This is a genomic window from Mesorhizobium sp. C268A, assembly GCF_040324475.1.
Taxonomy (GTDB): domain Bacteria; phylum Pseudomonadota; class Alphaproteobacteria; order Rhizobiales; family Rhizobiaceae; genus Mesorhizobium.
In genome coordinates this window covers 878,680-893,265 of the sequence record NZ_JAMYVX010000001.1, presented here as the reverse complement: position 1 = coordinate 893,265, position 14,586 = coordinate 878,680, and the positions used below count along the sequence as shown (strand labels likewise).

Genomic DNA, 14,586 nt, shown 5'->3' with positions numbered 1-14,586 from the left:
GATGAAGATTTCCGAGACTACTAGCTACCCTCATCCTGTGCTTGCGCCGTGGTCCGAGGATATTGCCCACGCGAACTTCACTGCGGATATCGCCTTTCGGGAAGAGGCCGAAACAACGCAGGTGTCCCTACATTGCACAGTGACGCTGAGTCAGTCGGATATCGAGGCTATGATAGTCAACGGCTCGGCCGCATTCGGATGCTTCATAAAATGTCGTGAAACCGGGTTTCGACGGCTCCAACGTATCGGTTATCCGTCGGGTCGGCATGATTTCGCTCCTGGTGCTCTGCTCGGTCGCGTGCAGATCCGGCCGATAATCTGGTCGCTCAAGCCCATCCAAGGTTATCATCCCGCGGGCGCTCATTCCGAGTTCGGCGACGGCTCCGACGTCACGGCAGGTCAGATCCTCGCGCTCGACGACGAGAGCATTATCGACGTCACGCACGCATACCTCGCCCCGATAGAGTCCATCTTCGAGATCGTATCCTCTGACGACGTTGTTGATGGGAGGTTCGAGATCAATGCCGAGGCCGACCGGATTGCGGTCACTATGTCCAAGAAAACATTCGAACTGGTTCAGCATCTGCGGGCTTTTAGTGATGGTAGTAAGACGGCTGTGATGAACGCGCTTTATGCGCCAGTCATCATGCAAATTCTGGATCTCGTCGGAGACGGGTTCGACCAATTCGACCAATATCGTTGGCTGCATCCGTTCAGAGCCCGCTGCGAACTAGCGGACATTAAAATCGAGAAGCTAGATCTAATCAATGATGCTCAGAAATTGCTAGCGCTACCATTCTCATCTCTTGTGCAACTAATTGACTTAACTGAAGAGGACTAATTCGTGGCAGTCGAACCTATGAAGCTGCTGTCAGCAGCTGTTGTCGACAAGCTCAACAGCGATGTGTCCGCTAACGCTGATCGATACAGGGCAAGCGGCTTTGACGATCTCGCAAAGCAGAATGGCTGGGCCATAGAGACCGGGTTAGTGAAATGGGACCCCGCCATCGCTCAGTTGCTCGATCCCTCCGTAACGCCTGAGGCCGAGATTAGAAACTCACTGCTAGTTTTCGGTTCATTCGAAGGGATGACGCCGGCGCTAGCCCGAGAGGAGCGCCTCTGGACGCGGTTGTGCCATATCGAATTTCTGGAATTTTGTCGTCACCGATGGTTACCTGCAAAGGACGACGTCGCAGGTGCTGCTAGGCTGCATTTCTTTGCACGGGGGCTTACAGGCTGCCGCGACGACAACGCCGTTGGTCGCCTCTGGTGGAACGGGCACGTTGCATCGCTCGCTATGCCAGAAGATATCGAGGAAGGGCTCCGGCGTCTCTTGGCGACAGCGAATACTAGACTACAAATCGTTGATCGTGCCGATACCGCATTCAGGCAACCGCTTGTCAGCGGGATACTGCGCCTCCTCCCGCTTCATGAATGGTTTCGGAGTAGCGACGATGCGATCGCTTTTTTCATGCGTGAAGTGAACAAGCGGTGCGGTGGTATCCTCTTTGAGGCGCTAAACCAGGACGCAATCGATACGCTGCTCGAGGAATGTTTGACATTCGCGAAAGCGCGCAAGGTAGCGTCGCATGGCATGTCGCTTGCGCGCTAGACATGGATCGAAACCATTTCTCAGGGCATCTCTTCCCTACCTCACCCGCTCAACCACCGCCTTCTCCACCGCCGGCTCCAGCGTCTCCGCGAACGGCGTCGCCAGATGATGTTGGTCGCGGTAGGCGATCTTGCCGTTGATGAAGACGTGGCAGGTTTTTGCGTCGCAGAACTGGCTGGTCATGTCGATGTAGCTGGCGCCGGGCACGGCGCGCACGATGTTGCGCTCCACCGCCGCGTTGGCGTCGTTGGCGGCTTCGGCGCGCTTCTGGTCGCATAGCGACGGCTTTTCGCCGCGCCAAAGCGCGCGTGCCACACAGGTGTCGACATGATCGTCGTTGAACGGCACGTCGCGGATGACGGCAACCTTCAGCCCGGCCCGGCTGAACGCGGTGAGCGTCGCGCGGAGGCCGGCGCGCCCGTCGGCATCCTGGCTGACGGGCGCCTGCGTGCCGGCTGACATCTTGTCCAGGCTGTCCAGCGCGATCTCCGAGATCACCACCAGGTTCGGCCGTTCTTCTCGGCCGCCTCGATCAACGGTGTCGACCAGTGGTCGGCATGCGAGTCACCGAACAGCGCAATCGAGCGGCCGGCGTCCTTGTTGCCGAACACGCAGGCCTTTGGCGTCACCGTCTCAAAGGAGAGAATACAGCCGGCCGCGCGCGCCGTGGACGGCTGCGCGGCGCTGGCGGCAATGCAGGCAGGCGCTCCACGCGCGGCCACCGCCTCCTTCGCCAAATCTCCGACATCCGGGGTCGGCCCTTGCGTTGCCCCCGTCACACGCATCGGCTATCCAACCGGCAGCCATGCAATTCGGACGGAGCCTCCCATGACCAATACCACCATTCTCAAATTCGGCGCTGTCGAGCATGCCGAGGGCGGCGACTTACCGGGCTGGATCGTTGTCGCGGGCCGGCCGACGATGCAGACCGCCGTGCAGCACACCACCGCCGACGGCAAGGTGCTGTCGGGCACCTGGCGGGCCTCGCCCGGCACTTATCACGCCACCTACACCGACTATGAGTTCGTGCACATGATCGCCGGCCGCATCATCATCACGCCCGATGGCGGCACGCCGGTCGAGGTCGGTCCGGGCGATGCGTTCGTGGTCGAAGCCGATTTCAAGGTCACCTGGCAGATCATCGAGCCGGTAACCAAGCACTTCGTCGTCAAGCTTGCTTGATCGCGTCGTCAGGAGTGCCTGATCGGTGCCGATACACGTCGGCCGGCGCGGTTCATCGCCAGCGTCCCCCTCGCCCAGCAGGGGGAGGGGGACGTAGCGAAGCGAATATCGGTTAAGAGGGCGTCACCTCGTTCGCTTCGAACCGATGCGGATCGAAAGCTGAGACGATCGCGTTCTGCGGTGCCTGGTCGAGAGAACGCAGGCCAGGACTGCTGCCGGGTCGCCGGCGCGTCAGCCAAGAGCGAGCGGCGCACTTCGAGAGTGCATGCCGCCCGTCCGGCGCCGGGCCGTCAATGCTGTTGTTACGAAACCCCCCAGCCCCGTCTCAACCGCCACGGCCATGGCGTGACCCATGGCTTGCTATACGCATGCAGCACCGCGGTCTGTCAACGCCGCCCGCAATGGGCGCGGGAGGTCCCTTTTGCGCCTCCCGGCCAGCTTTCCAGCCGGCCTCGCGCAAGCCATTCGCCGCTCCAAAATGCGCTTGAACTGGCGGTTTTCCGGGTGTTCCGGCCGCTCCGGAGCGGCCCTTTGGCGCGACAGAGGTCACGATCTAGGCGATTGGATGAATTTGTCTTTCGCGGCTGAAACGTTTCAGGAGCCGGATTGTAAACCTGACTTTTTTTGGGTGTATTTCCCTCACGTCAGTTTTGCACCCCAGCCGGCCCGATCGACCCGCCGGAGGGCAAGCCTCAGGGGCCGGCGTCGGCGCTCTGAGTCTCTCGGACCGACGGGCGCCGGACCATGCCGCTGACGACATAGGCGGCCGCGCCCAGCGCCGTGATCCAGAAGCTCGTCGGCCAGTCGGTCAGGAAGGCTAGCGTCAGGCTGATCCAGGCGATGATCACGGCAAGCGCGATGGACGCCAGCACGCCGGCTCCGACGCCGCTGGTAAGCCTGAGCGCGGTGGCTGCAGGCGCCACCATCAGCGCGAAGACGAGCAGCACGCCGACGATCTGCACCGCCTCGGACGTGGCGACGGCGACCAGCACCATGAACAGGGTCGAGACAAGAGTGAGCGGCACGCCGCGCGCTTCGGCGAGTTCCGGCTGCAGGCTGGCGAACAGGAGCGGGCGCGCGATCAGCAAAAGCGCGACAAGGATCGCCACCGCCAGCACCGCAAGCACGATAACGGTGCGCAGGCTGATGCCCAGCACATTGCCGAACAGCACGTTGGTCGCCTGCGAGGCGAAGGCGGTGTAGAAATGCAGAAACAGCAAGCCCAGGCCGAGCGACAGCGTCAAGACGATGCCGATGGCGACGTCGCGATGCGCGCGCTCGCCAAGCAGGCCGATGCCGATGCCGGCGGCGACGGTGAACACGGTGAGGCCGAGAAACGGCGACAGCCCGATCAGGCCGGCGCCCGTGGCGCCGGGAAAGCCGACATGGGAGAGCGCATGACCGGCGAAGGTCTGGCCCCGGAGCACGAGGAAGTAGCCGACCGCGCCCGAAACGATGCCGACGATGGTGCAGGCATAGAAGGCGTTGCGCATGAATTCATAGTCAAAGATCGTGGACATGCGCCCCGCTCTCCAGTTCGACATCGTCGGCCATGACGAAGATGCGGCCGGCAACCCGCACCACATTGATGTGCGTGCCGTAGAGTTTCGACAGCACCGGACCGCTGATGACCTCGTCGACGGAGCCGATCGCCGCCTTGCGGTTGCCGAGATAGAGCACGCGGTCGACGGCGCGCAGCAGCGGGTTGATCTCGTGCGAGCAGAACAGCACGGCAATGCCGAGCCGTTCGCCGATCTGATGCACCAGGTCGATGATCGCGCGCTGATGGCCCGCATCAAGACTGATCAGCGGCTCGTCGAGCAAAAGCAGTTGCGGATTGCCGATCAAGGATTGCGCGATCAGGATGCGCTGGCGCTCGCCACCGGAAAGCTCGCCCAGCGGCCGCCGCGCAAGGTCGCCGGCGCCCACCTCTTCAAGTGCCTTCCACGCCGCCTCCTTCTCGGCAGCCGATGCGACGGGCCAGCCCCAGCGATGCCCGCCGGCGGCACTCAGCACGAAGTCGAGGCCGCTGACGCCGACATCGCCAAGCGCGCGCCGCGCCTGCGGCATATAGCCGATGTCGGCGTTGCCGCGCGTCGGCGATTTGCCAAGCACCGAAATGGCGCCGCCGGCCGGTTTGATCAGGCCGAGAATGGCGCGCAGCATCGTCGTCTTGCCGGCGCCATTGGCGCCGAGCAGGCCGACAAAGGCGCCTTGCGGAATCGAAAAGGAGACGTCGGATAAAACCCGGCGTCCCCCATAGGTCAGCGTGACCTTGTCGAATTCGATTGCGTTCATTTAGTCACATTCATTCGCAGTCACGTTCATTGTGTGCGGGCGGCGAGCGCCTTCTGAACCGCGTCGATCTGGCCGCCGAACCAGGTCTGGATCGTCTGGCCCGCCGGTTCCGTCTCGGTGACGCCGATGACCGTGACCTTATTCTGCCTGGCGATGTCGAGCAGCCTTGTCGTTGCCTCGTCGGTCACCTGCGAATTGTAGAACAGGATCTTGGCCGAGCCGTCCTTCAGGCTGTTTTCGAACGCCGCCACCTGCGTGGCGCTCGGCTCCGCATCGTTCATCAAGACCACCTGGAAATCGTAGTTCAGCATCTTGAGACCGAGCGCTTCCGCCATGTAGCCGAAGACCGGCTCGTTAGCCGTCACCTCGGTGCCGGCGTACGTCTTCTTGACGTCGGCGATTTCCTTGTCAATGGCCTCGAGCGAGGTCTGGAATGCCTTCAGGTTCGCCTCGTAGTGCACCGCATTGGCCGGATCGCGCTTGACAAGGTCGGCGCTCAGCGCCTTGGCGATGGCCGGCAGCGTCGCCGGGTCGTACCACAGATGCGGGTTGTCGCCCGACTTCTTGCCGATCAGGTCGGCGGCGACGATGGTCGTGCGATCCTTGGCTGTCGAGGCCGACAGCAGCTTGTCCATCCACGGATCGTAATCGGCGCCGTTATAGATGACGATCTTGGCATCGGCGATGGTGCGCGCCGTCGACGGGCTGGTCTCGAACAGATGCGGATCGTCGTCGGGATTGGCCAGGATGCTGGTGACGGTGACGTTGCTGCCGCCGATCTGGCGGGCAAGGTCGCCATAGAAATTCTCGGCCGCCACGATGGTCAGCTTGTCTTCGGCGCCGACAGCCGTGCCGGTCAAAAGCGGCACCGCGACGAGCAGCGCGGCGAGAAAGGGAATGCGACGCATCCGTGGTCTCCTTGCAGTCTGAAATGTATGTCGCCGGAGAGGCGGGCTGTGTAACTGTATAACAGTAACAATATAACGTTTGCGTCGAAAATACGGCTGATGTCAATGGGCTTTTCGAGCCGCGCAGTTTTTCACGCGCACAAAAGCGTGAGCGGCCTGCGCCGATCAGGCGGAGCCACTCATGCCTGTCGGCTATATGCGAAAGGGCAGGCGATCGCCGGCACCGCGAGGCCGCTGCGAACACACCGGTCGTGGCGGTATCCTGATGAATTCGCGGCGGGTAAGTTCCTTGCTTGTTGCCGTCAGTTTTGCGGACGCCTTCCCTCCCACGCGTCCTGCAACAGGGCGCGGATTGCGGCGCGGTCGAAAGGCCGCGGATTCCAGTATGGGTTCCTGGTCGCGATCTCAGCGGCGCGGTCGAGATCGGCCTGCATGAGGCCGAGTTCTTTCAATGTAAGGGGCGCGCCGACCGCCTCGGCGAAATCCTGGAGACCGCTACCGGCGCTGCCGCCAAACAAGTCGGCGACCGGCTTCAACAAGTCGGGCACCGCGACGGCGTTGAAGCCGATCGTGTGCGGCAACATCACCGCATGGGTCTCAGCATGCGGCATGTCGAAAGAGCCGCCCAGCGTGTGACAGATCTTGTGATGCAGCGCCATGCCGACGGCGCCGAGCACCGTACCGCACAGCCAGGCGCCGTAAAGCGCATCGCCGCGTGCATCGATGTTTCCAGGCTCCTTGGTCAACACCGGCAGCGCCGCCTTCATGGCGCGCAATCCTTCTTTCGCCATCAGGGTGGAAATCGGATTGCGATCCTGCGCGTAAAGCGCTTCGGCCGCGTGCGCCATGGCGTTGAGTCCTGACGCGACGCTCATCGCTATCGGCAGGCCGACGGTCAGCTCTGGATCGTAGATCACCACTTCCGGCAGGATCCTTGCGTCACGCATTGTGGTTTTTTCGCCGTTCTCGGTCTGACCGAGGATCGGCGTCACCTCCGAGCCGGCATAGGTGGTCGGGATGACGATCTGCGGCAGGTCGGTGCGCCAGGCGATCGCCTTGCCGAGACCGGTGGTAGAGCCGCCGCCAAGCGCGACAACGCAGTCAGCCTTGACCTCGGTCGCCTTGGCCATTGCCGTTTGGGTTACCTCGACCGGCGTGTGCATGGCGGCGCCCGAAAAGGTGCCGGCCGCCAGCGCGCCGAGGGACTTGGCAAGCGCCTCGCCGTCGGCAGCCCGATGCGGCGTCGACAGCACCAGCGCGCGCTTGCAGCCGAGCTTTTCGATCCAGGTGCCCACCTCGGACGACGCGCCATTGCCGAAGACAATATGCCCAGGGCTGCCGGAATAGGTGAACGTCCTTGTCATGCCGCTCCGCTCCCTTTGCATACTATCATTGTGACGGAGCCGAAATCGAGCGACCAGCTCTCGCTGCCGACGACATCGTTTGCGTCGTCACCGTCTCGCAAGCGGGGCCTGATCTCTCCCGCGTACTCGCAAACGTATCGCCTTGACCACAAAAACGTCAAAAAAGTATCAGTGAGGTGGACACACCGTGGTGGCGGCTGCATGAATTGCCGCCTAAGCTTTGGTCACTGCAGAGAGCGGCAAACGCGGCCTGCGGGAGATGGCACTGCAACTGGTCGCATGACCGGACCGGCGCCGGGAGGAACTGACATGAATCCGGACTTGGAAGTCGTCCAGATCAGACGCGGCGAGTCGTTCAAGGCCTGGGCCCACGGCTACCCCTTCCACACGGTGCGCTGGCACTTCCACCCCGAATACGAAATCCATCACGTCGTCGCCACCACGGGCCATTATTTCGTCGGCGACTTCATCGGCGAGTTCGAGCCCGGCAATCTCGTGCTCACTGGCCCGAACCTGCCGCACAATTGGGTTAGCGACGTGCCGGCAGGCGCCAGCGTGCCGCTGCGCGGCCGCGTCGTGCAGTTCTCGCAAGAGTTCATCGCCGACGCCACCGCCGCGTTGCCGGAACTTGCCGGTTGTGAAAACATTCTCGAGCTCAGCCGCCGCGGCGCGCTATTCTCCACCGCTACGGCCAAGCTCGCCGCACCTGTGCTGGCCGAACTGGTCGAAGCGCAAGGCGTTCGCCGCATCGCTTTGTTCATGGAGCTGGTCGATATTCTGAGCCGCGCCGCCGATGTGCGGACGCTCACCAGCGCCAGCTATCTGCCAGATCCCTCAGGCTTCATGTCGGCCGGCGTCAACAAGGCGCTTGCCTATATCAACGCCAACCTGACCGAGCCGTTCAGCGAAAGCGATCTGGCGGCGATTGCCGGCCGCAGCCCGAGCGCGTTTTCGCGCAGCTTCCGCCGCCATACCGGCATGGCCCTGGTGCAGTATGTCAACCGGCTGCGCATCAACCTTGCCTGCCAGCTGCTGATGAGTGAGGCCGACATGCCGATCACCGAGATCTGCTATGCCGCCGGCTACAACAACATCTCGAATTTCAACCGCCAGTTCCTGACCCAGAAAGGCATGTCGCCTTCGCGCTTCAGGGCCCTGCTGGCGGAAAACATCAGCGCGGAGATTGCCGCCTAACAGGGAGGACCGGGAGGAGCCTAGACATTTACTGAGGTAAGAACGCGGGGTGCGTTGGAGGCGCCCCGTGCTGGAGATCGCTTGTCCCGAAATCCAGGGATATCAAGAGGATGCGCAGCACGGATCAAGTGCTCCGTTGTTCCTCGCAACAGCCCGACTGCAGTCAAGGCCCGGCGCCATGTGGTGTCCAGGGCTTCATGAAACCATTCCTTGAAACGGAGCTATCGAAATGACCAGATTTGCCTGGAAATCGACGGGAGCCATCGCGCTCACTCTTTCTCTTCTTGGCGGCACCGCTGCCTTTGCCGCCCCGGTTACCGACGCCACGGTCGCCTTCTTGATGCCCGACCAGGCCTCGACGCGCTACGAGCAGCACGACTATCCCGGCTTCGTCGCCGAGATGAAAAAACTCTGCCCCGGCTGCAAGGTGATCTACCAGAACGCCGATGCCGACGCCTCGCGCCAGCAGCAGCAGTTCAACTCGGTGATCTCGCAAGGCGCCAAGGCGATCGTGCTCGACCCTGTCGACTCGACTGCCGCCGCCTCGCTGGTCAAGCTGGCGCAGAGCCAGGGCGTCAAGGTCATCGCGTATGATCGCCCGATCCCGACCGCACCTGCCGACTTCTACGTCTCGTTCAACAATGAAGGCATCGGCAAGGCCATTGCCGACTCGCTCGTCGAACACCTCAAGGCGCTGAAGGTCGACCCCGCCAGCGGCGGCCTGCTGCAGATCAACGGATCGCCGACCGACGCGGCCGCCGGGCTGATCAAGAAGGGCATCCATTCCAGTCTCGACAACAGCGGCTACAAGATCCTTGCCGAATACGACACGCCGGAATGGGCGCCGCCGAAGGCGCAGCAATGGGCAAGCGGCCAGATCACCCGCTTCTCCACGCAGATCGTCGGCGTCGTTGCGGCCAATGACGGCACCGGTGGTGGCGCCATCGCCGCTTTCAAGGCCGCCGGTGTCGATCCGGTGCCGCCGGTGACCGGCAACGACGCGACGATCGCCGCCCTGCAGCTGATCATCGCCGGCGACCAGTACAACACCATCTCCAAGCCGAGCGAGATCGTTGCGGCGGCTGCCGCCAACGTCGCCGTCCAGCTTCTGTCGGGCGAGACGCCGAAGGCCGAAATGACCCTCTACGACACTCCTTCGCAGCTGTTCACGCCGGCGGTGGTGACGCAGGAAAACCTAAAGGCCGAGATCATCGACAAGAAGATCAACACCGCCGAAGAGCTTTGCGTCGACCGCTATGCCGAAGGCTGCAAGAAGCTCGGCATCACAAAGTGAAAATGCAGGTCGCCCAAAATCGCGCAGCGGTTTTGGGATAAGACATGCATAAAAGGATGACCTAGAATCCTGATCCTGCTTTCCGGCCGCCCTTGCGGCGGCCGGAAGTTAGCAGTCACTCTTGACCGCCCATCCGGAAAGGTTTGCCACCATGTCTGACATCTCTGACGGACCGGTTTCGGCAGGCGAGCTGGTGCTCAGCCTGCGCGGCATCTCGAAGAATTTCGGCGCCGTTTCGGCGCTCACCGATATCGATCTCGATGTCCATGCCGGCGAGGTGGTGGCGCTGGTCGGCGACAATGGAGCCGGCAAGTCGACGCTGGTCAAGATTCTGGCCGGCGTCCACCAGCCGAGCTCGGGGACCATCAATTTCCGTGGCAGGCAAGTGACCATGCCTGACCCGAGTGCCGCGCTGACGCTCGGCATCGCCACCGTCTTCCAGGATCTCGCACTGTGCGAAAACCTCGACGTCGTCGCCAACATCTTTCTCGGCAAGGAGCTCAACCCGCTGCGGCTGGACGAGGTGGCGATGGAGATCCGCGCCTGGACGCTGCTCAACGAATTGTCTGCGCGTATTCCAAGCGTCCGCGAGGCGGTCGCCTCGCTTTCCGGCGGCCAGCGCCAGACCGTGGCGATCGCCCGCTCGCTGCTGCTCGACCCCAAGGTCATCCTCCTCGACGAGCCGACCGCCGCGCTTGGCGTCGCCCAGACGGCGGAAGTGCTGAACCTCATCGACCGGGTGCGCGAGCGTGGGCTCGGCGTGCTGATGATCAGTCACAATATGGAGGACGTGCGCGCCGTCGCCGACCGCATCGTGGTGCTCAGGCTTGGCCGCAACAACGGCGTCTTCGAACCCGACGCCTCGAACCAGGAACTGGTCAGCGCCATCACCGGCGCCGCCAACAATGCAGTGTCGCGCCGCGCCGAACGGCGCAAGGCCGCCGAACAAGCGCACAACCAGGAGCAGCGGCCATGAGCGCGGAGCCCAAGCAGGACACCTCCTCGTCGACGGCGCTCGACCGCAGCGACGTGCGCGTCAAGCACCAGGCCGGCGTCGGTGGCGCCATCAGCGCCTTCTTCGACCGCGTCCGCTCCGGCGACCTCGGCTCGTTGCCGGTCATCGTCGGCCTGGTCATCATCTGGAGCGTGTTCACCGCCCTCAATCCGGTCTTCGTCTCGTCGAGCAATCTGGTCAATCTCCTGTTCGACTGCTCGACCGTCGGCGTCATCGCGCTCGGCATCGTCTGTGTGCTGATGGTCGGTGAGATCGACCTGTCGGTCGGCTCGATCAGCGGCTTTGCCTCGGCCATGGTAGGCACGCTGTGGGTCAACCAGGGCTGGCCGGTGGCGCTCGCCATCCTCGCCGCAATTGCCGTCGGCGGTTTCATCGGCGCGCTCTATGCCTTGCTGTTCAACCGGCTCGGCATGCCAAGCTTCGTCTCGACGCTCGCCGGCCTGCTCGCCGTGCTCGGCCTGCAACTGTATATTCTGGGCTCCACCGGCTCGATCAATCTGCCCTATGGGTCGAACCTGGTGAATTTCGGCCAGTTGCTGGTCATGCCGGACTGGCTGTCCTATGCACTGGGGGCATTGCCCGGCATCGTCATGCTGATCAGCGGCCTGCGCACCGTCAGCCGCCGCCGGGCCGTCAATTTGTCGGCGCCGTCTGTCGGCGGCCTCATCGTGCGCGTCGCCGCCCTGACCATCCTGCTCGAACTGATCGTCGGTTATCTCAACCAGGCGCGCGGCATACCGTGGATGTTCGGCCTGTTCGTCGGCCTGGTGGTGGCGATGAACTATGCGCTGACCCGCACCCAATGGGGCCGCTCGATGACCGCCGTCGGCGGCAACCGCGAAGCGGCGCGCCGGGCCGGCATCAAGGTGCGCTCGATCTACCTCAGCGCCTTCGTCATGTGCTCGATGTTTGCCGCCCTCGGCGGCGTCCTGTCGGCGGCGCGGCTGGCCTCCGCCAGCCAGCAGGCCGGCACCGGCGACGTCAACCTCAACGCCATTGCGGCGGCGGTCATAGGCGGCACCAGCCTGTTTGGCGGCCGTGGCAGCGCCTATTCCGCGCTGCTCGGCATCATCGTCATCCAGTCGATCGCCAGCGGGCTGACCTTGCTCGATCTGTCATCGTCGCTTCGCTACATGATCACCGGCGCCGTTCTGGCAATTGCGGTCATCGTCGACTCCCTGGCACGCCGCTCGCGGGTTTCCCACGGCCGAGCCTGAACCAACAGAGAATACGAGGATAGAAGAATGGCTCAGGATTTGAGTGGAAAGGTCGCGGCGATCACCGGCGCCGCGTCGGGCATAGGCCTGGAATGCGCGAGAGCGCTGATTGCCGCCGGCGTTCGCGTTGTGCTCGTCGACCGAGCCGAAGACGCGCTGAAAAGCGTCTGCACCGAACTCGGTCCCGACGCGATCCCGCTGGTGATCGATCTGATGAAGCCGGCCAGCGTCGCGACGATGATGCCGCAAATCCTGGACAAGGCCGGCCCGCTCGATATCTTCCACGCCAATGCCGGCGCCTATGTCGGCGGCCCGGTGCTCGAAGGCGACCCCGATGTGTGGGACCGCATGCTGAACCTCAACATCAATGCGGTCTTTCGTTCCATCCACGCCGTGCTGCCGCATATGGTCGAACGCAAGACCGGCGACATCATCGTCACGTCTTCGATCGCCGGACTGGTGCCCGTGGTCTGGGAGCCGATCTACACAGCGTCGAAACACGCCGTGCAGGCCTTCGTCCATACGGTGCGCCGCCAGGTCGCCCCGCACGGCCTGCGCGTCGGCGCGGTGCAGCCGGGGCCGGTGGTGACAGCGCTGATCAGCGACTGGCCGAAGGACAAGCTTGAGGATGAACTGGCCAAGGGCGGCCTGATTCAACCGGTCGAGGTCGCCGAAGCCGTGCTGTTCATGCTGACTAGGCCACGGAACGTCACCATCCGGGACCTGGTGATCCTGCCGCAGAGCAATGATTTGTGAGGCAGTAGGCATTAGGCAGTAGGGAATGGGGAGAGGCTCTTGCAACTGGCCGTTCACTGCTGACCATCTCGCCTACTGCCTACTGCCTACTGCCTACTGCCTACTGCCTACTGCCTAACTTCTGAGGTTTCCCATGTCCCACTTCCTCGGCATCGACGTCGGCACTGGCAGTGCCAGGGCGGGGGTGTTCGACAGCAAGGGCACCATGCTTGCTTCGGCGAAGCGCGACATCGCTCTGTTCATCGAGCCCGGCGAAATCGCCGAACAGTCGAGCGAGGACATCTGGCGCGCGGTTTGCGCCAGCGTGCGCGAGGCGGTGACGGAGTCGGGGCTTGCCGGGCGCGACATTGCCGGCATTGGCTTCGACGCCACCTGTTCGCTGGTCGTGGTCGGCCAGGATGGCGCGCCGTTGCCGGCCGGCAGTTCCGGCGACAGCCAGCGCAACATCATCGTCTGGATGGATCACCGCGCGCTCGACCAGGCGCAGCGCATCAATGCCGGCAAGCACGCCGTGCTCGACTATGTCGGCGGCACCATTTCGCCGGAAATGGAAACGCCGAAGCTGCTGTGGCTGCGCGAGAACCTGCCCGCCACCTTCGATGCGGCCGAGCATTTCTTCGACCTGACGGACTATCTGACCTGGCGCTCAACCGGCAGCCTGGCGCGCTCGATCTGCACGCTGACCTGCAAATGGACCTATCTCGGTCATGAGCGGCGCTGGGACGATGCCTATTTCCGTGCCATCGGCCTCGGCGCGCTCGCCGATGAAGGCTTTGCCCGCATCGGCACCGAAATCGTCGAGGGTGGCACGGCACTTGCCCAAGGCCTCACTGAGGCCGCCGCGGCCGATCTCGGCCTGCTGCCGGGAACGCCGGTTGCGGCCGGCCTGATCGATGCCCATGCCGGCGGCGTCGGCACGGTTGGCGGGCAGGGCTCGGTCGGCACCTTGCAGTCGCGCATGGCCTATGTGTTCGGCACTTCGGCCTGCACCATGGCCAGCACCAGCGAGCCGGCCTTCGTGCCCGGCGTCTGGGGTCCGTATTTTTCCTCGATGGTGCCGGGGCTTTGGCTCAATGAAGGCGGGCAATCGGCGGCGGGTGCTGCAATCGACCACCTCGTCGCTTTCCATCCGGCCACGGCTGAGGCATCCGCAAAAGCCAAGGCGGAAGGTCTCGGCCTGACCGCTTGGCTTGGTCAGCAGGCGGCGAAGCAGTCCGCCGACCTGTCCGCCGTAGCGCACCTGGCCGGGAGACTGCATGTCGTGCCGGAATTCCTCGGCAACCGCTCGCCCTTCGCCGATCCCGAGTCCAAGGCCCTGATCGCCGGGCTTGGCATGGACACGTCCCTCGACAGTCTGGTCGCCCTCTATGTCGGCGGCCTGCTGGGCATCGGCTACGGCGTTCGCCAGATCCTGGCGGCGATGGCCAAAAAAGGCATTGCCATCGACACTATCGTCGTCAGCGGCGGTGCGGCGCAAAGCGAGCTGGTACGTCAGCTTTTGGCCGACACGACGGGGCTGACCGTCGCCGGTTCGACCTCGCCCGAACCGGTGCTGCTCGGCTCGGCCATATTGGCGGCGGTGGCGGCGCAAAGATATCCCGATGTGATCGCGGCGATGACCGGCATGTCGCGCATCGGCGACATCTATCGCCCGGCCGGTGGCGACCTCGTGCCCTGGCACGACAAGCGCTTCGCCGCCTTCGAATTGCTGCAGCAGGCAGGCCGCGCCATCCGCGATTGAACGGC

At 63.5% G+C, this 14,586-nt stretch carries 15 protein-coding genes; 9 read left to right on the top strand and 6 right to left on the bottom strand.

The annotated features are described in order from the left end of the window. Position 1: 1 nt before the first annotated feature. Entirely contained in the window at positions 2-841 is an 840-nt protein-coding gene (locus NKL06_RS04530; protein WP_023807776.1) for a hypothetical protein, read from the top strand. A 3-nt stretch (positions 842-844) separates the two neighbouring features. Continuing rightward, the gene (locus NKL06_RS04525; RefSeq protein WP_023693844.1) at positions 845-1,612 is read left to right on the top strand and encodes a DUF6339 family protein; all 768 of its coding nucleotides are present in this window, start codon (positions 845-847) and stop codon (positions 1,610-1,612) included. Positions 1,613-1,648: 36 nt separating this feature from the next. Here the strand turns inward: NKL06_RS04525 and NKL06_RS04520 are convergent, their stop codons facing one another. Then, positions 1,649-2,110, bottom strand: coding sequence for an SGNH hydrolase domain-containing protein (locus NKL06_RS04520; protein ID WP_245260558.1), 462 nt, complete (start codon positions 2,108-2,110; stop codon positions 1,649-1,651). After that, positions 2,107-2,397, bottom strand: coding sequence for an SGNH hydrolase domain-containing protein (locus NKL06_RS04515; protein WP_023693842.1), 291 nt, complete (start codon positions 2,395-2,397; stop codon positions 2,107-2,109). Before NKL06_RS04515 ends, NKL06_RS04520 begins: the two co-directional genes overlap by 4 nt. Before the next feature lie 43 nt (positions 2,398-2,440). Here NKL06_RS04515 and NKL06_RS04510 point away from each other — a divergent pair, with 43 nt between their 5' ends. After that, positions 2,441-2,794: a cupin domain-containing protein gene (locus tag NKL06_RS04510; RefSeq protein ID WP_023693841.1), complete on the top strand. Its 354-nt coding sequence runs from the start codon at positions 2,441-2,443 to the stop codon at positions 2,792-2,794. Positions 2,795-3,486: 692 nt separating this feature from the next. Here the strand turns inward: NKL06_RS04510 and NKL06_RS04505 are convergent. From NKL06_RS04505 to NKL06_RS04490, 4 genes are all read right to left on the bottom strand, one after another. Further along, entirely contained in the window at positions 3,487-4,314 is an 828-nt protein-coding gene (locus NKL06_RS04505) for a metal ABC transporter permease (RefSeq protein WP_196814115.1), read from the bottom strand. Further along, entirely contained in the window at positions 4,298-5,092 is a 795-nt protein-coding gene (locus tag NKL06_RS04500; protein WP_023693839.1) for a metal ABC transporter ATP-binding protein, read from the bottom strand. Before NKL06_RS04500 ends, NKL06_RS04505 begins: the two co-directional genes overlap by 17 nt. A 26-nt stretch (positions 5,093-5,118) precedes the next feature. Continuing rightward, positions 5,119-6,000 (bottom strand): metal ABC transporter solute-binding protein, Zn/Mn family, encoded by an 882-nt coding sequence (locus NKL06_RS04495; protein ID WP_031198070.1) that lies wholly within the window; start codon positions 5,998-6,000, stop codon positions 5,119-5,121. 302 nt (positions 6,001-6,302) lie between these two features. Next, positions 6,303-7,364: a maleylacetate reductase gene (locus NKL06_RS04490; RefSeq protein WP_023693837.1), complete on the bottom strand. Its 1,062-nt coding sequence runs from the start codon at positions 7,362-7,364 to the stop codon at positions 6,303-6,305. A gap of 309 nt (positions 7,365-7,673) precedes the next feature. Here NKL06_RS04490 and NKL06_RS04485 point away from each other — a divergent pair, with 309 nt between their 5' ends. From NKL06_RS04485 to NKL06_RS04460, 6 genes are all read left to right on the top strand, one after another. Then, positions 7,674-8,558 carry an AraC family transcriptional regulator gene (locus NKL06_RS04485; RefSeq protein ID WP_023693836.1) on the top strand — a complete coding sequence of 295 codons (885 nt, stop codon included), beginning with the start codon at positions 7,674-7,676 and terminating at the stop codon, positions 8,556-8,558. Positions 8,559-8,787: 229 nt separating this feature from the next. Beyond that, on the top strand, positions 8,788-9,852 hold the full coding sequence (locus tag NKL06_RS04480; protein ID WP_023672498.1) for an ABC transporter substrate-binding protein: 1,065 nt from the start codon (positions 8,788-8,790) through the stop codon (positions 9,850-9,852). Positions 9,853-10,003: 151 nt separating this feature from the next. After that, positions 10,004-10,828 (top strand): ATP-binding cassette domain-containing protein, encoded by an 825-nt coding sequence (locus NKL06_RS04475; protein WP_023693835.1) that lies wholly within the window; start codon positions 10,004-10,006, stop codon positions 10,826-10,828. Continuing rightward, on the top strand, positions 10,825-12,084 hold the full coding sequence (locus NKL06_RS04470) for a sugar ABC transporter permease (protein WP_023693834.1): 1,260 nt from the start codon (positions 10,825-10,827) through the stop codon (positions 12,082-12,084). The genes NKL06_RS04475 and NKL06_RS04470 overlap by 4 nt, the downstream gene beginning before the upstream one ends. A 27-nt stretch (positions 12,085-12,111) precedes the next feature. Further along, positions 12,112-12,840, top strand: a complete 729-nt coding sequence (locus tag NKL06_RS04465) for an SDR family oxidoreductase (RefSeq protein WP_023685460.1) — start codon at positions 12,112-12,114, stop codon at positions 12,838-12,840. A gap of 133 nt (positions 12,841-12,973) precedes the next feature. Then, positions 12,974-14,581, top strand: a complete 1,608-nt coding sequence (locus tag NKL06_RS04460; RefSeq protein ID WP_023693833.1) for an FGGY-family carbohydrate kinase — start codon at positions 12,974-12,976, stop codon at positions 14,579-14,581. The last annotated feature ends 5 nt before the right edge of the window (positions 14,582-14,586 follow it).